Origin of the sequence: Escherichia sp. E4736 (genome assembly GCF_005781225.1) — a bacterium.
Classification (GTDB): Bacteria; Pseudomonadota; Gammaproteobacteria; order Enterobacterales; family Enterobacteriaceae; genus Escherichia.
The window spans coordinates 28,980-46,624 of sequence record NZ_VATT01000006.1 but is presented as its reverse complement, the minus strand read 5'-3'; the positions used below and the strand labels follow the sequence as shown (position 1 = coordinate 46,624).

Here is a 17,645-nt window from a genome sequence, read left to right as displayed (position 1 = left end):
TCACCTGGCAGCATGCTGCCAGGCGCTGGGCCGAAGAGGTTACTTAGTGCAGTTCGCGCACTGTTTGTTGACGATCTGCTGGAAGAAGTCGTTGCCTTTGTCATCGACCAGGATAAACGCCGGGAAATCTTCTACTTCGATTTTCCAGATTGCTTCCATACCCAGCTCCGGATAAGCGACACACTCCAGATGCTTGATGCTCTGCTGCGCCAGTACCGCCGCCGGACCACCGATGCTACCGAGGTAGAAGCCGCCGTGTTTATGACACGCGTCGGTAACCTGCTGACTGCGGTTACCTTTCGCCAGCATGATCATGCTGCCGCCGTGGGATTGCAGCAGATCCACGTAGGAGTCCATACGACCTGCGGTGGTTGGGCCAAGTGAACCTGATGGATAACCGGCAGGGGTTTTCGCCGGACCCGCGTAGTAGATCGGGTGATCTTTGATGTACTGCGGCAGTTCTTTACCGGCGTCGATCAGCTCTTTCAGCTTGGCGTGTGCAATATCTCGACCCACGATAATGGTGCCGGTGAGCGACAAACGAGTGGAAACCGGATATTGCGAAAGCTGGGCGAGGATCTCTTTCATTGGGCGGTTGAGGTCAACTTTCACCGCTTCGCCTTCACCCGCCTGGCGCAGTTCTTCCGGAATGTACTGGCCTGGGTTGTGTTCCAGTTTTTCGATCCAGATACCTTCGCGGTTAATTTTCGCTTTGATGTTACGGTCAGCGGAACAGGACACGCCCATACCGACCGGGCAGGAAGCGCCGTGACGCGGCAGGCGGATTACGCGGATATCGTGAGCAAAATATTTACCGCCAAATTGCGCGCCGAGGCCGAGTTTCTGGGCTTCTTCCAGCAGTTCCTGTTCCAGCTGGACATCGCGGAACGCCTGACCGTGTTCGTTCCCTTCGGTCGGCAGTTCATCGTAATAGTGAGCGCTTGCTAACTTGACGGTTTTCAGGTTGGTTTCCGCAGACGTGCCGCCAATCACAAACGCGATATGGTACGGCGGGCAGGCTGCGGTCCCGAGGGTGCGCATTTTCTCGACGAGGAAGTTTTTCAGTTTACCCGGAGTCAGCAGGGCTTTAGTTTCCTGATAGAGATACGTTTTGTTGGCAGAACCGCCGCCTTTGGCGACGCAGAGGAATTTATATTCATCGCCATCTACCGCGTACAGGTCGATTTGCGCAGGCAGGTTAGTGCCAGTGTTGACCTCTTTGTACATGTCCAGCGGCGCGTTCTGTGAATAGCGCAGGTTATCTTCGATATAGGTGTTATAGACGCCTTTCGACAGCGCTTCTTCATCACCACCGCCGGTCCATACGCGCTGACCTTTTTTACCAACAATGATCGCGGTGCCAGTATCCTGGCAGGTCGGCAGCACGCCTTTGGCGGCGATTTCGGAGTTTCTCAAGAATTGCAGCGCCACGTACTTATCGTTCTCGCTGGCTTCTGGGTCGTGAAGAATAGAAGCAACCTGTTTCTGGTGTGCTGGGCGGAGCATGAAAGAGGCGTCGTGGAAGGCTTGCTGCGCCAGCAGGGTCAGGGCTTCTGGTTCCACTTTCAGGATGGTTTCGCCGTTGAATTCGGCAACGCTAACGTAATCGGAAGTGAGCAGATAGTATTCGGTGTTGTCTTTCCCCATCGGGAAAGGCGCCTGGTAGATAAATGGTTTGTTTGACATAGCTTCCAGCCTGTAACTCTGTATTTGTTATACGAAAATGGCGTGCCGCACAGCGACGGGCGGCACGCAAAGTGCATTTATAAGAACCCGTACATCGCGGCGAAGATCCAGCCAAAGACGCAAGATACGCTCACGCCAATCAACCCTGGCAGAATAAAGCTGTGGTTGATGACGAAGCGACCGATGTGGGTGGTGCCGGAACGGTCAAACTGAATCGCTGCCAGATCGCTCGGATAGGTCGGCAGGATATAATAACCGTAGCAAGCCGGTGCTGAAGCCACGATGTAAGCCGGGTCAACGCCAATCGCCAGTGCGACAGGAACAATCGCCGCCAGCGCCGCGGCCTGGGAGTTTACAAACTTGGAAACCAGCAGCAGAACAATGGCATAGGCCCACGGATACTCTTTCACCATTTCGCCCAGTACGCCCTGAATTTCAGACATATGCGCACCGAACATGGTTTCTGCCATCCATGCGATACCGTACACCGCCACGATGGCGATCATACCGGAACGGAATACTTCGTTTTTTGAGATAGACGCGGGATTGGTTTTGGTCAGGATAATAATCAGCGCCCCGGTCAGCAGCATAAACATCTGAATAACCAAGACCATCGACAGCGGTTTGCCGCCGAAGGACGGACGCAGGTCCGAATCAGCACCGAGAAGTGCGACCACGGCAATTGCCCCGAGGAAGATCCACATTGCCAGCCAGTTGCTTTTCGGCAGTTTTTTATCCAGCAGCGTCGCGGTGTCACCGTAAACGTACTCACGGTTTTCCGGTACGGAGATGAATTTCTGGAACTCTTCGTCTTTATCCAGATCTTTACCGCGGAACCAACTGAAGATACCGATCGCCAGGATACCGAGTAACGTCGATGGAATGGTGATCGCCAGCAGGTCGAGGAACTCAAGGTGACGACCATCAAAGGTAACGTTACCCAACATCGCGACCAGTGATACTACCGCAACCGACACCGGACTGGCGATAATCCCCATCTGTGCACCGATAGAACTTGCCGCCATCGGACGTTCCGGACGGATATTGTTCTTAATTGCCACGTCGTAGATGATTGGCAGGATGGTGTAAACCACGTGACCTGTACCGCAAAGAATGGTCAGCGTACAGGTAACAAACGGCGCGACAATGGAGACATATTTCGGATTGCGGCGCAGCAGTTTCTCGGCAATTTGCAGCATGACGTCAAGGCCGCCCGAGGCTTGCAACGTGGCCGATGCCGCCACCACCGCGATGATAACCAGCATAACATCAACCGGTGGTTTACCTGGCTGAAGATGGAAGACGAATACCAGAATGACGAGGCCGATACCGCCTAATAAACCTAGCGCGATACCGCCCTTTCTGGCGCCATAGAACAGACATATCAATATTATGATAAGTTGGATAGTAAATAACATTTGTGAACCCTCGCGATAATCCCATTTAAATTTCTACTGAATAGAACGCAGTCTCGTTCTGTTTGTATGAACTTTTTTCAGAGCCTGACTAATATCCTTTTGGTCGTTACTGGCCTGAGTAATTACTTCACAGTGAATATTGGCTGATTCAGGCAGCAATAAATTAATACACTGTGATAAGCGACTTTTTCAGAGAAAAATACTCTCTGGCGATGGGGTTATAGTTTGTGCTGCGCAGATGTTAATAGTTTGTTTTCTACTATCTTATTGATATTTATTGGTATATTTTTTGTTCTAATGACGGTTATAGATTATTCTGATCTACCTATTTATGGGTAAAAATACACATAATGCGGGTGACATAATAGTTAATTAACTTTTGTTAGCGTTTTGAAATTAAAAACACTATTTATCCTAAAGAATATTAAATCGATGAAATGAGAAGGGGATAATTATATTTGATCTGGCACAAGTTTTACTGATGGACGATGTAACTTGTGCCAGTGCTCTTTTGCATTACTGCAATAATTGTTACTTGCGGATAACCAATGGTGCGTTATTGGCAATATTGTTTCAGCAATGAGTAATGTTCCGCTTGAATACGGTAACGGTAAACCGGACGACCCGTGACGCCATAATGGATGCTGGTAAATAAGATGTGGCAGTTGACCAGCCAGATTAGGTACTTGCGGCAGGAAACGCGCGAGATGTTCACCTCGTTGGCCAACTCGTCGGTTGAAAACTCATAGTCCTGATGCGCGTCAATCCACTGGCACAGCGTGCGTAACGTCTGCGGCGTTAAGCCTTTTGGCAAGCGACGAGGATCCTGCTCGTTGGCGCTGCTGCCGTGGATTAGCTGATCCAGCTCGGCCTGGTCATAATACTGATGTTTTTCCAGCGCCATTTTCTTTTGTCGCCAGCCGGTGAGTGCCTCTTCAAAGCGTGATGCCTGGAAGGGTTTTATCAGGTAATCAACAACGCCGTAATGCAGCGAATCTTTAATCGTCGCGGCATCGGCGGCGGAAGAGATGACTATCACATCGCTTTTGCAGCGAGCGTTATGCAGCACCGGAAGTAAATCGAGCCCGTTCTCCTTCTGCATATAGATATCGAGCAATATCAGGTCAATAGACGTGTCGCTGTTGAAAATTATCTCTTTGGCTTTTTCCAGTGTCGAGGCCGTTCCGCAGGATTGAAAGCCCGGGATCTGCGCCACGTATCGGCGATTCAGCTCCGCCACCATTGCGTCGTCATCGATAATTAATACATTGATCATTTGCTCGACTTCTCCCCGTCCCAGGGTATCTGGACAAAAAATTGTGTGAAAATCCCGGGTTCCGATTCTACGGCGATACTGCCGTCGAGATTTTCTACCTGTTGTTTGACAAGAGCTAAACCGACGCCTCGTTCGCTTCCTTTTGTCGAGACACCTTTGTCAAAAATGTGATCGATTTTGTCGGGTGCGATCCCCGGTCCATCATCGTTAACTTCACAGTGCAGCCAGCCGTGACGGTAGTGCAATGTTACGCTAATTTCGCCTCCAGCTTCCGGCCCTAATGCCTCCAGCGCGTTTTCTATCAGATTTCCCAACGTGGTAATCAGCGTCGCGACCTGGTCTTCACTGCCGCTGTCGGGCAACTGGCTTTCGCTGTTTAAAATCAGCGTATGGCCTAAATCGGTCGCGCGGTTAATCTTGCTGATTAAAAAACCAGCGATAACCGGCGATTTGATCTTGCCCAACAGAGAGCCAATCTCTTCCTGATAGTTATTGGCTGTTTTGAGAATGTAATCTTCCAACTGCTTATAACTCTTCAGATGCAATAATCCGAGAATCACGTGCAATTTATTCATAAATTCGTGGGATCGTTCACGAAGTGCGTCAGCATAGTTGACCAGACCATCCAGTCGCTGCATCAGTTTACGTACTTCAGTTTTATCCCTGAAGGTTGAAATGGCACCGATGATAACGCCATTACTGCGCACCGGAACGGTGTTGATCAGTAATAGCCGATCTTTGACGGTAATCTCTTCGTCGCGGCGCGGCGTACCGTCGCGTAACACTTCCGAGACATCTACTACCTGTGACCACGAGTGGCTTAGCGTCGACAGTTTCTCATCGTCCTGCGACTTACGGTAATTCAGCAATTCTTGTGCGGCATCGTTGATCAGCGTGACTTCGCCGCGATCGTCCACGGCAACGACGCCTTCTTTGATAGACTGCAACATGGCCTGGCGTTGCTCAAACAGTGTGGATATTTCGTAGGGTTCCAGGCCGAAAAGGATTTTTTTCAGCACCTTAACCAGAATGCAGGTGCCGATGAGGCCGACCAGCATGCCAAATAACACCGACCAGATAATGCTCCAGCGACTGTCATTGATTTGTTGGGTCACGCGGCTTAATTCAAGGCCGATCGCCACCACGCCAATCTGTTTATTATTCTCATCATAGATGGGGGTAAATACGCGTAAAGCCTGCGCCAGAAAACCGCGATTGATAGCGACATTTTCTTCGCCATTCAGCGCTTTAAGGATGTCATCACCTTTAAATGGCTGACCAATACGCTGGGCTTCAGGATGCGAGTAGCGAAGACTTTGCATATCGGTAACGACAATAAATAGCAGATCGTTACGTTTGCGCACGGCTTCCGCGATGGCTTGGATCCCGCTCTCCTGCGGTTTTTTCTGCAAGCCCTGACGGATTTCCGGCGAATCGGCAAGGGTACGTGCTACCGCCAGCGCCTTGTTGGCCAGTCCGTCACGCGTCATATCACTGATTTGCGAGAAGTAAATCAGATGCACCACCAACAGCACCGAGAACAGCACCGCGCTGACCATTAAGATCACTGTGGTACTCAATTTCATCGGACGTTTGCGTAACTTGCGGTAGGGCAATGGATGTCTCATCAGCTTCCTTGTGTGACAAATTTCTTAAGCATTATCTCTGATGAGGCAGGTAATTCAAAGGGAGTAAGAATAATTGGCTATATAGGGGGAGAGACTCTGGAAACTGAAACTGTCGGTGCTGTATGAAGATTCCGGGCTATGCTTATTGCGAAAACCATACTGATGAGAGAGGGAAGGTCATGGATCAGGATCTACTGGACGGTGGTTATCGCTGCTATACCGGCGAAAAGATCGATGTCTATTTCAACACTGCAATATGTCAGCATTCTGGCAATTGCGTACGTGGCAACGGCAAGTTATTTAATCTCAAACGTAAGCCGTGGATCATGCCGGATGAAGTTGACGTCACCACTGTGGTTAAAGTGATTGATACGTGCCCGAGCGGCGCACTGAAATACCGTCATAAATAAGCGAGGGAAAAATGGAAATACGTGAAGGTCACAATAAATTTTACATCAATGACGAACAGGGTAAGCAAATCGCTGAAATTGTCTTTGTGCCGACTGGAGAGAATTTAGCGATTATCGAACATACCGATGTTGATGAAAGCCTGAAAGGGCAAGGGATTGGTAAACAGTTGGTTGCGAAAGTCGTGGAAAAAATGCGCCGGGAAAAACGAAAAATTATCCCACTGTGCCCATTTGCGAAACACGAATTTGATAAAACGCGTGAGTATGATGATATTCGCAGTTGATGAGTAACGATATTTTTCATGCTCTGCGTAATGCGATGCAGGGGAGTATCTGAAGGGTCGGGGGATGCACAAAGAATGGTCAGAGAGAGCGTTTTCTTGTCCCAAGTCATCCCCTTTAGTGAGCAAAAAAAAAAGAATATCTCCTATATGAGAATCATCAATCGGGGTTAATAAACTTTGCATCCCCAGGGCATTTAATATTGATAGGAGTCTTATTATGGAAGGTAAAAAAAAGTTCAATACTTATGTCGTTTCTTTTGATTATCCATCATCTTATTCCTCAGTTTTCTTAAGGTTAAGATCATTGATGCATGATATGAACTTCTCCTCTATAGTGGCTGATGAATATGGAATACCACGACAATTGAATGAGAATTCTTTCGCAATAACGACATCATTAGCCGCAAGTGAAATTGAAGATTTAATCAGGATCAAATGCTTAGACTTGCCAGATATTGATTTTGACCTCAACATTATGATAGTTGATGACTATTTCCGTCAGTTTTACAAATAGATGGAAGGGATAAGAAGATATTCAAAATGACACTATTCTATAAAATATTAATTTTTTATGTGATTGGTGTGAACATATCCTTTGTCATTATCTGGTTTATCTCACATGAGAAAACACATATTCGTTTACTTAGTGCATTCCTGGTAGGAATAACCTGGCCAATGAGTCTGCCTGTGGCATTACTTTTTTCTCTCTTTTAGGAGCTGTGGTTGAGTGGATCCGCTGGTTATCTTGAAACGAAGCGTCTCTCCTCAAAACTTGATTTGCGGAACGACGAACGAAGCAGTCGCCTGGCTGCTTCGTTCATTAAAGTGAAACTTATTTCTGTGGACGCATCGCCGGGAAGAGAATAACGTCGCGAATAGTATGACTGTTAGTAAACAGCATAATCATTCGGTCGATACCAATTCCCAGACCTGCGGTTGGCGGCAGACCATATTCCAACGCAGTCACGTAATCTTCGTCGTAGAACATCGCTTCGTCGTCACCTGCAGCTTTGGCGTTAACCTGTTCCTGGAAACGTTCAGCCTGATCTTCTGCGTCGTTTAATTCGCTAAAACCATTACCGATTTCACGACCACCGATGAAGAATTCAAAACGGTCGGTGATTTCCGGGTTAACATCATTACGGCGCGCCAGCGGTGACACTTCTGCCGGATACTCAGTAATAAAGGTTGGCTGAATCAGATGTGCTTCTGCAACTTCATCAAAGATTTCGGTGACAATACGTCCCAGCCCCCAGCTTTTCTCTACTGTAATACCGATAGATTCAGCTAATGCTTTAGCGGCATCAAAATTATCCAGGTCGGCCATATCGGTTTCTGGACGATATTTTTTGATTGCTTCACGCATGGTGAGTTTTTCAAACGGTTTGCCGAAATCAAACACATGCTCGCCATAAGTGACTTTAGTGGTACCCAGTACCTCTTGTGCCAGGGTGCGGAACAGTGACTCTGTCAGTTCAATCAAATCGTGGTAATCCGCATACGCCATGTAGAGTTCCATCATCGTGAACTCAGGATTATGACGAACAGAAATACCTTCATTACGGAAGTTACGGTTGATTTCGAATACCCGTTCAAAACCACCTACAACCAGACGTTTCAGATACAGCTCCGGCGCGATACGCAGATACATATCTAAATCCAGAGCATTATGATGGGTAATAAACGGGCGAGCAGATGCCCCACCTGGAATTACCTGCATCATCGGGGTTTCTACTTCCATAAAGCCGCGTGCGACCATGAACTGGCGGATAGCGGCCAGAATTTTTGAACGGACAACAAACGTTTGACGGGATTTATCGTTAGCGATGAGGTCCAGATAACGTTGACGATAACGGACTTCCTGATCCTGCAGACCATGGAATTTATCTGGTAAAGGACGTAGTGCTTTAGTCAGCAGGCGTAACTCAGTACAGTGAATGGAAAGCTCACCAGTTTGCGTCTTAAACAGCGTACCGCGGGCACCGATAATGTCACCCAGGTCCCATTTTTTAAACTGATCGTTATAAACACCTTCTGGCAGGCTATCTCGTGCAACGTACAGTTGAATACGGCCACCGACATCCTGCAATGTTACAAAGGAGGCTTTCCCCATGATTCGACGGGTCATCATTCGGCCAGCAATCGAGACTTCAATGTTTAAGGATTCCAGTTCCTGGTTATCCTTCGCATCAAACTCTTCGTGCAACTGGTCAGAAGTATGGTCGCGGCGAAAATCATTGGGAAACGCCACGCCTTGCTGACGCAGCGCTGCCAGTTTTTCGCGACGATTTCTCATTTCATCGTTAAAATCAATAGCCTCATTGGCTCCCTGTGTTTCTTGTTCAGACATTTTGGTTCCTCTTAATCCAGCTTTCAATTTAGCGTAGATAAAGAGACAGATCGGTACACTGTATTATCTGCCTCGACTATTAGTAACTCAGTTCATCTTATCTAAACCAACGCTTACCTCAAGTTGATATCACTAATAAATAACCATAAAAATGGTTTAAATATCTTATTAATCTGGGATTTGCTAGTGTGATTAACTGAAAGTAAATTAATTCATAACTAATTGTTTTTACGGAAGTTAATCGTTGCTTTCCTGTATCATATTCGTCGGAGTGCTAAACAGAAATCGGGTAGCAAAGGCCAATGCCACGATGATCGCGACACAAGCCAACGTCCACTCTCCCATCTGGGAAAAGAATCGCTGGTAAGCTGCAATTGCCATACCGCTAATTTGCGACTCTGTCGTCTGTTGTGCCACTACGCCTGCCAGCCAGTTGGCGACCGCGCCTGTTGCCAGCATATAAATACCGGTTAATACGCCAGACATTTTCAGACGCGTGATTTGCGCAATCGCCACCGGGTCAATAAAGAGTTCGGCAAAGCCCATTAGCGCCAGCCCGGATATCATCACACCCATTGACGCTTGACCGCCAGCCGCTGCATGTCGGGCATCAAATGCCAGCAACATAAAGCCACAAGCCATCAGCAGTAAGCCAAAGGCAAACTTCAGCCAGACGCGCAATGTTGAGTTGCCGTGGCTTTCTGGCGACGCCAGCCAGGCAAGTACAACTCCAGCGAGCATCACCGCAATTGCATTCACTGACTGGAATAGCGCAGTAGGTACTTCAATATTGAATGCCTGACGATTCACAAAGCGATCGATAAACAAGCTGATGGTACTGCCGCCCTGTTGTGCCAGTACCCAGAACAACGTCCCGACAAACATCAACAATACAATTTGCCAAAGAGCACGGCGGTGTTCGGGGAATTTGATCATCATGCGGGCAATGATTTGTGCAGCAATAAGGCAAACAATCGCCAGCAAATATCCGGACCAGTCGTTCTCCAGCAGCAGGGTAAAAAATACTGGGGCTAAACAGAGCATCACCACTAACCAGCTCCATACCGGTAAGGCAAACTTCACGCGAGTGAGCGCTTTTTTATCCATACTACGCGTGGACTGGAAATGACGATGACCGCTTAAGAAAATCAACAAACCGATAAACATGCCGCCACCCGCAAGGGCAAAGCCAACATGCCATCCATACCACTGAGCAGCCAGGCCGCAGGCGATGGGGGCTGCGATAGAACCGATATTGCCCGCAGCATACAGCAGCGAAAAACCGCCATCACGTCGATGATCGTTCTCGTCGTAGAGCTCGCCAAGCAAACAGCTGATGTTTGATTTGAATAAACCGTAGCCACAAATAATGATTGCCAGCGCCAGATACAGGCTAAAGGTTGAATTTGTATCAATGCCCAGCACCACATGGCCAAGGGTCATTAACAGCGCGCCGGCAATTACCGCAGTGCGGTTGCCGAGCAGGCGGTCGGCAAGCCAGCCGCCGAGAATAGGGGTAACGTAAACCAAAGAAGCGTATGCGCTGAACAGGCTGATGGCATGGTTATCATCAAAACCAAGCTGATGGGTGAGATAGAGAATGAGTAAGGCACGCATGCCGTAAAAACTGAAGTACTCCCAGATCTGGATCGCCACGATATAGTATATCGCGCGCGGCTGTGAGGGTGTTTTCATGTGTTCTCCTTATGAGCAAAAAAGGGAAGTGGCAAGCCACTTCCCTTGTACTAGCTAATTATTTTTTGCTTTCTTCTTTCAATACCTTAACGGTATAGCGGCCATCAGCCTGACGGTATGCACCGTGAATATCGGTTTCAAAGCCCGGATAGTGAGCGCCGATTTCACACAGCATCTGCAGGAACTCCAGAACCGGACGGCTTTCTTCGGTGATCATTTCACCCGGCATTACCAGAGGAACTCCCGGCGGATACGGAAGGATCATATTGGCGTTAATACGACCTACCATTTCGTCGAGGTAAACTTCTTCGGTCATACCGTGCAGCTCTTTCTGGAACGCAGCATACGGAGTCATTACCATTGTCGGCAGCACTTCAAATGCGCGATACATCAGATCCGGCAGATTGTGGTGAACAATCAGTTTGTGGATATTCTGAGCCAGTTCCTGAATACGCATGTTTTCATAGAATTCAGGATCTTCACGATACAGAGACGGCAGCATGTTTTTCACACGCAGGTTCAGGTCGAACGCACGTTTGAAGTCAGTCAGAGCACGCAGCAGGCTCAGTGCTTTGGTCTTATCAATACCGATGCTGAACAGGAACAGCAGGTTATACGGACCGGTCTTCTCAACAACGATGCCATGTTCGTCGAGGTATTTCGCCACGATGCTGGCCGGAATACCAAAGTCGCTCATGGTGCCGTCTTTTTCCATCCCCGGAGTCAGCAGAGTGACTTTGATCGGGTCAAGATACATGTGCTCGTTATCGATGTTTTTGAAGCCGTGCCAGGTGCTGTCAGAACGCAGCGGCCAGCATTCAGTAGTATCGATATGATCCGGCTGCCATACATCAAAGAACCAGCCATCAGATTCTGTTCTCAGACGTTTGATCTCTTTACGGAACTTGATCGCACGTTCAATGGAACCGTCGATCAGGCGTTTACCGGCATTACCTTTCATCATCGCCGCAGCGGTTTCAGTGGACGCCACGATACCGTAGTGCGGAGAAGTGGTGGTGTGCATCATGTAGGCTTCGTTAAAGGTTTCTTCGTTTACGTCACCTTTAACGTGGATCATGGAAGCCTGAGAGAACGCCGCCAGCAGTTTGTGAGTGGACTGGGTTTCGTAAATCACTTTCCCTTCGACACGGCCACCGCTCATACCGCATTTACCTTCGTAAATCGGTGAGAAGTTGGTGTAAGGCACCCACGCGGAGTCAAAGTGGATGGATTTCACATCCAGCGTTTTCTTAATGAAGTCGGTGTTGTACAGCAGACCATCATAGGTAGAGTTAGTAATTACGGCATGTACCGGCCAGGTCGCGTTTGGTGTTTCTTTCACGCGCTTAGCAATGGTAGCGTGCTGGAATTCACTCTGTGGGATACCGCCAAGAATACCGTAAGCGTTACGGGTCGGGCGGAAATAGATTGGCGTAACATCGCTCATCATCATCAGATGGGTCAGCGATTTGTGGCAGTTACGGTCAATCAGAATGGTGCTGCCTGCCGGAGCAGAGTACATACCAACAATTTTGTTCGCAGTGGAAGTACCGTTGGTCACCATGTAGCTGCGCTCTGCGTTAAAGACGCGAGCGATATACTGTTCTGCTTCTTTGTGTGGACCGCTGTGATCCAGCAGGGAACCCAGTTCAGATACTGAAATGGAAATATCAGATTTCATGGTGTTCGGACCAAAGAAATCATAGAACAGGCTACCTACCGGGCTTTTCTGGAATGCAGTACCGCCCATGTGACCAGGAGTACAGAAAGTATATTTACCTTCACGAACATATTTAAACAGCGCTTTGGTCAGCGGAGGCAGAATAGTGTTGATATATTCGTCAGTGGTCTGCTTGATCTTGTTAGCAATATCATCAGCAGCACCCAGCGCATATTCAAAGAAGCTAATCTGTAAACGCAGATCGTTCAGGCTTACATCGAGTGTGGAATATGTATTAGCGAACGCGTACAACGGCAGGTTCTCGTTCATTTTGCTAATTTCTTCGCACAACTCGAGATTATATTTATCCCAGTCAAAAATAACACCGCACAGACGCGCATTGTTTTCGATCAGTTTTAATAAGTCGTCACGGTCGTTCGGGTAAACAATCTGGAAGTTCAGACGTTCAAGCGCGCGATGAAGTTCACGGATGGGTTCTTCTTTAAAATAAACCCCCATGTGATTCAATATTGCAATAACGTTCATAGTCATATCTCCAGGTAAAAAAGGCCCCTCCCAACACATGGGACAAAATGAAAGGAGGAGCCTCGGAAAATACTTTTAATTAATGTGCGTTAGATGCTGTGTGGTTATCCATTGAGTGGCTCTGGCGCTCATGCATTTTGCGAGCGTAGAACATCAGGATAATCAGGCTGACGATGAAGGTACCTGCCAGCTCGAAGGAGCTTGCGCCCATCAGAGCGATGAAGCAGAACACGCAACCCAGTACAGAGCAGATCAGGCTGACAAAGTTGCGGATGTTAACGCCTTCAAAACGAATCAGGTCAACGCAAGAGTAGAAGTATGGCAGCATAGTCAGCAGTACTGCGATACCGGTCAGTTCACCGAACAGGTCAGATGCTTTACCACCGGCAGAGTTCATCAGAGTGATGAGGATCATCAGGGCAGTCATTTTCACTGCAGCCAGCAGCAGACCTTTTTTCGGAATACCGTTGCTGTCGACTTCACCATAAACTTTCGGGAAGTTACCGTCGTTAGCGGCACGTACACCTGCCTGGCCTACCAGCATCATCCAGGAGCCCAGAGAAGTCAGGCACGCAAAGGCGGTGAATGCAGAAACCAGCGGCGCAGCCCAGTTACCGAGGATAGTTGAAGCACTGATTGCAAACGGAGCACCGGAAGCTGCCATTACAGAAGACGGATACATACCGGAAAGCACCTGAGTCGCAGCAATGTAAACAATACCTGCTAAACCAGTACCCAGCATGGTTGCCAGTGGAACGGTACGTTTCGGGTTTTTAACCATACCAGTACTTACAGCTGCGGATTCAACACCCACGAAGGCCCACAGGCAGAGCAGAATACTTTTAATGATCGCATGACCATCAGTGGTACCCGCAGTATTCCAGTTAGCTGCATAAGTTGCAGCATCAAACCAATGCCAGCCAACAATAGCAGTCATAACCACAGGAATAAGAACCAGCACCAGGCCAATAGTGGTTAAACGGCTTACCCAGGTACCGCCGAGCATATTTACAAAGGTAAATACCCAGACGATAGCAATACAGGCGATACCCGCCGGAACAGGATCATTTAATACTGGGAAGAAGGTGGAAAGATAAGATACAGCGGTAATACCAATCGCCAGGTTACCAATCCAGTTAGCATGGTAATAAAGAACACCTGTCTGAAAACCAAATGCAGGGGAAATTTCTCCAGCATAAGCAATTGGGCCACCTTGTTGCGGGTTCTTTGTTGCCAGTCGGGCATATACATAAGCCAGCGACATTGCACCAATAATAGAGATGATCCAACCCCAGATAGCAATACCACCGATACTTGCAAGGTTCGCAGGTAATAATGCAATACCGCTCCCCATCATATTACCGGCAACAACACCGGTACAGGCAAATAGCCCAATCTTCTTGGCAGAACTCATGCTCTTCTCCTAATTTCATTTTAGAATTTGGAGTCCGGGTCATGATGTATAACTATTTACTGACCAGACCAAACTGGCGACAAGACTACTCAAAAAAAAAGATTAATCCTAAAGATTAGGTGAAATAATACAAAAGTTTATGTCAGTGATTATTTTAGCTCTTCATTAACAGATCAGAATCGCAAGTTGATATCATGAAAAGATAAACATTCAATATTTACAATGAATTACGAGAAAATTGCTGGTTAAATTTATGTAATAAAAATTATGCAGCAAATAAATTGCTGCAACATGTTATGTCAATAAATATACAAGCGTTTAACGCTAAAAATCCCCGCGAATGAATCAACCCAGGATTCGTTTATTCTGAAGCGAGAAATTTGTCGAGATAAGGAACAACATAAGAAACAGAAGTCTGGAATATGCCATTTTCAATCCAGTAAAGGGTGTTTGCTCCTGGGCGTAAATTAAAGGCGGTGAGATATGCATCAGCAGCTTCTCGGTTCATCCCCTTCATCTCATAAACTTTGCCAAGCAATACATAATTTAGCCAGGACATTTCAAGGTCAATGCCAGTATTTATCGCCTGATAAGATTCGTCTGTTTTTCCTTTTGTCAGAGCACTGACCGCTTTTATTTGATAGAGAATGGCCAGATTATTCATTCCTGGCAGTGTAGCAATGTTATCAATTTCTGTGTTCAGTGCTGCTAATTGTTTTTCATCTAAAGGATGCTGAGAATGACGTACTATATCAACTAATGCTTTCTCTGCTCTCGCGTAGGTAAATTCGGGAGATGATTGAACAATCTCACCTAATAACTCACTGGCACGGTTCAATGATTTATCATCACCATGCATTAAATAATCATGTGCCTGATAAAAATTAGTTAATAACGCACCACGATGAGGCAAAATTTGTTGGAGCATCTCCTGCATTTGTTGTGGCCACGGTTGATTTAACGCTTTTGACAAACTCTCCAGTAAATCATTTTGAATCGCCAGCTGATTACCGTTAGTGATGACATAACGTTTATCCAGCATGGTTGAACCATCTGCATTGTCTACCAATTTCACCGACATAAAGCACTGTTGAGCGCGGTATTGGCGCTGATTAACAAACGCAATAGATAATGTTTTACCGGAACTGCTCGGTTCATCAATGTTGTAGTTGATTTTGTCATGAACCATAAAAGTGGAGAAGGTATTAAGTGACGTAGCCACCAAATCACCCACACCTATCGCGTAAGAGAGCTGATACGGGGAAGTCCAGCTGTTACAACTCTTATTCACCATATTAATGTCAATATCGCGTGGATTGAGCAAAATACGCGATTTACTCATAGGAAGGCGCGTTTCAAGACTGGAAAACGCCACCAGTGCTACACAGATACCTAACGACAACAGGAAAAAAAACCATACCCAAAAGGTAGTGAATCGTTTGCTTTTAACTGGGGATTGTTCAGGTGGCGTTGCGGTGTTTTGAATGTTAAGACTGTGGGAAGGAGAATCTGTGTCAGGAATCGCCTCTGGTATAGGGGGAGGCGAAGATTGCATTATTTCTTCTCCCTCCTCTTCGCTGTACCAGATAACTGGCACCATTAATTTATAACCGCGCTTTGGTACAGTAGCGATATAGACAAGACTATCTTCATCATTATCTTTTAATGACTTACGCAGTTCTGAGATACTCTGCGTTACAACGTGATTGGTAACAATACTTCTCTTCCAGACATTATCGATAAGTTCATCTCTGCTAAGTACTTCGCCACTGTGTTGAGCAAAGAAAACCAGAAGATCGATTAGTCTCGGCTCAAGGGTAAGTTGACGCCCATTGCGACTAATTTGGTTTATGGACGGAGTAACAAGCCACTCGCCAACGCGAACTACAGGTTGTTGCATAATAAAAACTCATTCGAAAAGGGAATGGTGCAATGATAATTGCCATAACCTATTTTTACCATCTATAGATGGATGCGTTTACATATTACAGGTGAATGTGAGACGTTATTTTTACCACCCGTAAACCTCTTGATTACATCGCCTTACGAAATGACTTTAATGAGAATCAGAAGTAATTTGCCTTACCACCAAGATTGATTATCTTTGCCAAAGAAAACGTTCAGAAAATAATCCCCGGAAAATTGCCTGGAACGCTTACTATTTTAATGGATTGTTAGTCTTTGCATGATCAAACGGACTGATACATTTCTCTTTGTTCGCATCCAGGAAATCTCATCAGTCGGCGTTCTGTTTATGGATGCGTTACGCTCCTGATGACGTCATTTGACGTTCAACAGCATCACGGGGCCGCACGATATTTCGCGTCAGTCAGTGTCATAGCTCAGGGACAAATTTTCTCAAACAGGGGTATACCCGCAAAATGCTGGTGATGTGGGGAGAATTTGGTTGAGTTTGGTGGGAGTGATTTGGAGGAAGAACGGTTAAATCGTCGCGTCCTGAAACGAAAAACGGACCTCCGTGGAGGTCCGTTCATATGAATTTGGTGCCCGGACTCGGAATCGAACCAAGGACACGGGGATTTTCAATCCCCTGCTCTACCGACTGAGCTATCCGGGCAACGGGGCGCATTAAACCGTAATCTGCACATCTCGTCAACCTAATTTCAGTAAAAGCGATTCAACTGCTTAAGATTGCGGCAAATCGCTTCTTTTCTGTGTTTCTGTCAGGTCAGTGCGCCACCCTGGCGGCAGCGAGCGAAGCGCAGGATATCTTCCGCCAGCCGATGTGCGGTGTCGACATCCGCCTGGCTACGATTCACCAGCATTCGGCTTAAACAACCTTCCAGCACCAGTTCCATCTGCTTTGCTACCATCGCCGGATCGTCCACTTCCAGCGTGGTTAACAGTTCGTGGGTAAAGTCGTAGGCCGCGCTTTTTTGCTGATCGGCCAATTGATGAATAGGGTGGCCAGGATCGGGATAAAACGTACAGGCAGCGATAAACAGACAGCCCGGATAGCGGTTGTTTTTAACGCACTCCGATAGCGCCTGATAACGTGCCAGCAGCTTTTGTTCGGCGGTTTGCGTTTCGTCCAGCATCAGCTGACGACGCCAGACATCTATCTGTTGGCTAAGATAACGCAGCGCATCGTAGAGGATCGCCTCTTTGTCTGGCCAGAAGCGGCGCAGCTCGTCCAGTGGATAATCCACACGTTCAGCAACCATCTCCAGCGTGGTGTTGGCAATCCCTTGTAATTCTAATAATTTCAGGGCTTCTCCCAGTACATCTTCACGTTGCACGCTATTTTCCTCCGTCTT

General features: G+C 47.3%; 14 protein-coding genes and 1 tRNA gene. 4 read left to right on the top strand and 11 right to left on the bottom strand.

Annotated elements, in window-relative coordinates; translation table 11 throughout:
* Window positions 1–39: 39 nt before the first annotated feature.
* The 4 genes from fumB to FEK46_RS04305 all read right to left on the bottom strand — a co-directional run bounded on the left by fumB (window position 40) and on the right by FEK46_RS04305 (window position 6,008).
* A complete protein-coding gene (gene fumB / locus FEK46_RS04320) occupies window positions 40–1,686 on the bottom strand; it encodes a class I fumarate hydratase (RefSeq protein ID WP_130205921.1) in 1,647 nt (548 codons plus the stop codon).
* Between the two features lie 77 nt (window positions 1,687–1,763).
* The gene (gene dcuB, locus FEK46_RS04315; protein ID WP_000899528.1) at window positions 1,764–3,104 is read right to left on the bottom strand and encodes an anaerobic C4-dicarboxylate transporter DcuB; all 1,341 of its coding nucleotides are present in this window, start codon (window positions 3,102–3,104) and stop codon (window positions 1,764–1,766) included.
* A gap of 556 nt (window positions 3,105–3,660) precedes the next feature.
* Window positions 3,661–4,380, bottom strand: coding sequence for a two-component system response regulator DcuR (gene dcuR / locus FEK46_RS04310; RefSeq protein WP_135560207.1), 720 nt, complete (start codon window positions 4,378–4,380; stop codon window positions 3,661–3,663).
* Window positions 4,377–6,008 (bottom strand): sensor histidine kinase, encoded by a 1,632-nt coding sequence (locus FEK46_RS04305; RefSeq protein ID WP_135560206.1) that lies wholly within the window; start codon window positions 6,006–6,008, stop codon window positions 4,377–4,379. Before FEK46_RS04305 ends, dcuR begins: the two co-directional genes overlap by 4 nt.
* Before the next feature lie 179 nt (window positions 6,009–6,187).
* Between FEK46_RS04305 and yjdI the strand changes: the two genes are divergently transcribed.
* The 4 genes from yjdI to ghoT all read left to right on the top strand — a co-directional run bounded on the left by yjdI (window position 6,188) and on the right by ghoT (window position 7,416).
* A complete protein-coding gene (gene yjdI, locus FEK46_RS04300) occupies window positions 6,188–6,418 on the top strand; it encodes a 4Fe-4S mono-cluster protein YjdI (protein WP_130259501.1) in 231 nt (76 codons plus the stop codon).
* Window positions 6,419–6,429: 11 nt separating this feature from the next.
* Window positions 6,430–6,702, top strand: a complete 273-nt coding sequence (locus FEK46_RS04295; protein ID WP_000405647.1) for a GNAT family N-acetyltransferase — start codon at window positions 6,430–6,432, stop codon at window positions 6,700–6,702.
* A 217-nt stretch (window positions 6,703–6,919) separates the two neighbouring features.
* Window positions 6,920–7,216: a type V toxin-antitoxin system endoribonuclease antitoxin GhoS gene (ghoS, locus tag FEK46_RS04290; RefSeq protein ID WP_130205929.1), complete on the top strand. Its 297-nt coding sequence runs from the start codon at window positions 6,920–6,922 to the stop codon at window positions 7,214–7,216.
* 26 nt (window positions 7,217–7,242) lie between these two features.
* The gene (ghoT, locus tag FEK46_RS04285) at window positions 7,243–7,416 is read left to right on the top strand and encodes a type V toxin-antitoxin system toxin GhoT (RefSeq protein ID WP_130205931.1); all 174 of its coding nucleotides are present in this window, start codon (window positions 7,243–7,245) and stop codon (window positions 7,414–7,416) included.
* A 118-nt stretch (window positions 7,417–7,534) separates the two neighbouring features.
* Here ghoT and lysS read toward each other — a convergent pair whose 3' ends face one another.
* The 7 genes from lysS to FEK46_RS04245 all read right to left on the bottom strand — a co-directional run bounded on the left by lysS (window position 7,535) and on the right by FEK46_RS04245 (window position 17,627).
* Entirely contained in the window at window positions 7,535–9,052 is a 1,518-nt protein-coding gene (lysS, locus tag FEK46_RS04280) for a lysine--tRNA ligase (RefSeq protein ID WP_130205933.1), read from the bottom strand.
* A gap of 237 nt (window positions 9,053–9,289) precedes the next feature.
* Entirely contained in the window at window positions 9,290–10,747 is a 1,458-nt protein-coding gene (gene dtpC, locus FEK46_RS04275; protein WP_130205935.1) for a dipeptide/tripeptide permease DtpC, read from the bottom strand.
* Between the two features lie 58 nt (window positions 10,748–10,805).
* The gene (gene cadA / locus FEK46_RS04270; RefSeq protein WP_130205937.1) at window positions 10,806–12,953 is read right to left on the bottom strand and encodes a lysine decarboxylase CadA; all 2,148 of its coding nucleotides are present in this window, start codon (window positions 12,951–12,953) and stop codon (window positions 10,806–10,808) included.
* A gap of 79 nt (window positions 12,954–13,032) precedes the next feature.
* Window positions 13,033–14,367 carry a cadaverine/lysine antiporter gene (gene cadB, locus FEK46_RS04265; RefSeq protein WP_130205939.1) on the bottom strand — a complete coding sequence of 445 codons (1,335 nt, stop codon included), beginning with the start codon at window positions 14,365–14,367 and terminating at the stop codon, window positions 13,033–13,035.
* A 361-nt stretch (window positions 14,368–14,728) separates the two neighbouring features.
* The gene (cadC, locus tag FEK46_RS04260) at window positions 14,729–16,267 is read right to left on the bottom strand and encodes a lysine decarboxylation/transport transcriptional activator CadC (RefSeq protein WP_130259503.1); all 1,539 of its coding nucleotides are present in this window, start codon (window positions 16,265–16,267) and stop codon (window positions 14,729–14,731) included.
* Between the two features lie 602 nt (window positions 16,268–16,869).
* Window positions 16,870–16,945, bottom strand: a tRNA-Phe gene (locus FEK46_RS04250).
* Between the two features lie 106 nt (window positions 16,946–17,051).
* Window positions 17,052–17,627, bottom strand: coding sequence for a transcriptional regulator (locus FEK46_RS04245; protein ID WP_001188520.1), 576 nt, complete (start codon window positions 17,625–17,627; stop codon window positions 17,052–17,054).
* Window positions 17,628–17,645 lie beyond the last annotated feature (18 nt).

What these genes read in the sequence shown, in the direction of transcription:
- fumB (WP_130205921.1), bottom strand. Translation starts at nt 1,686, where the DNA reads ATGTCAAACAAACCATTTATCTACCAGGCGCCTTTCCCGATGGGGAAA.
- dcuB (WP_000899528.1), bottom strand. Translation starts at nt 3,104, where the DNA reads ATGTTATTTACTATCCAACTTATCATAATATTGATATGTCTGTTCTAT.
- dcuR (WP_135560207.1), bottom strand. Translation starts at nt 4,380, where the DNA reads ATGATCAATGTATTAATTATCGATGACGACGCAATGGTGGCGGAGCTG.
- FEK46_RS04305 (WP_135560206.1), bottom strand. Translation starts at nt 6,008, where the DNA reads ATGAGACATCCATTGCCCTACCGCAAGTTACGCAAACGTCCGATGAAA.
- yjdI (WP_130259501.1), top strand. Translation starts at nt 6,188, where the DNA reads ATGGATCAGGATCTACTGGACGGTGGTTATCGCTGCTATACCGGCGAA.
- FEK46_RS04295 (WP_000405647.1), top strand. Translation starts at nt 6,430, where the DNA reads ATGGAAATACGTGAAGGTCACAATAAATTTTACATCAATGACGAACAG.
- ghoS (WP_130205929.1), top strand. Translation starts at nt 6,920, where the DNA reads ATGGAAGGTAAAAAAAAGTTCAATACTTATGTCGTTTCTTTTGATTAT.
- ghoT (WP_130205931.1), top strand. Translation starts at nt 7,243, where the DNA reads ATGACACTATTCTATAAAATATTAATTTTTTATGTGATTGGTGTGAAC.
- lysS (WP_130205933.1), bottom strand. Translation starts at nt 9,052, where the DNA reads ATGTCTGAACAAGAAACACAGGGAGCCAATGAGGCTATTGATTTTAAC.
- dtpC (WP_130205935.1), bottom strand. Translation starts at nt 10,747, where the DNA reads ATGAAAACACCCTCACAGCCGCGCGCGATATACTATATCGTGGCGATC.
- cadA (WP_130205937.1), bottom strand. Translation starts at nt 12,953, where the DNA reads ATGAACGTTATTGCAATATTGAATCACATGGGGGTTTATTTTAAAGAA.
- cadB (WP_130205939.1), bottom strand. Translation starts at nt 14,367, where the DNA reads ATGAGTTCTGCCAAGAAGATTGGGCTATTTGCCTGTACCGGTGTTGTT.
- cadC (WP_130259503.1), bottom strand. Translation starts at nt 16,267, where the DNA reads ATGCAACAACCTGTAGTTCGCGTTGGCGAGTGGCTTGTTACTCCGTCC.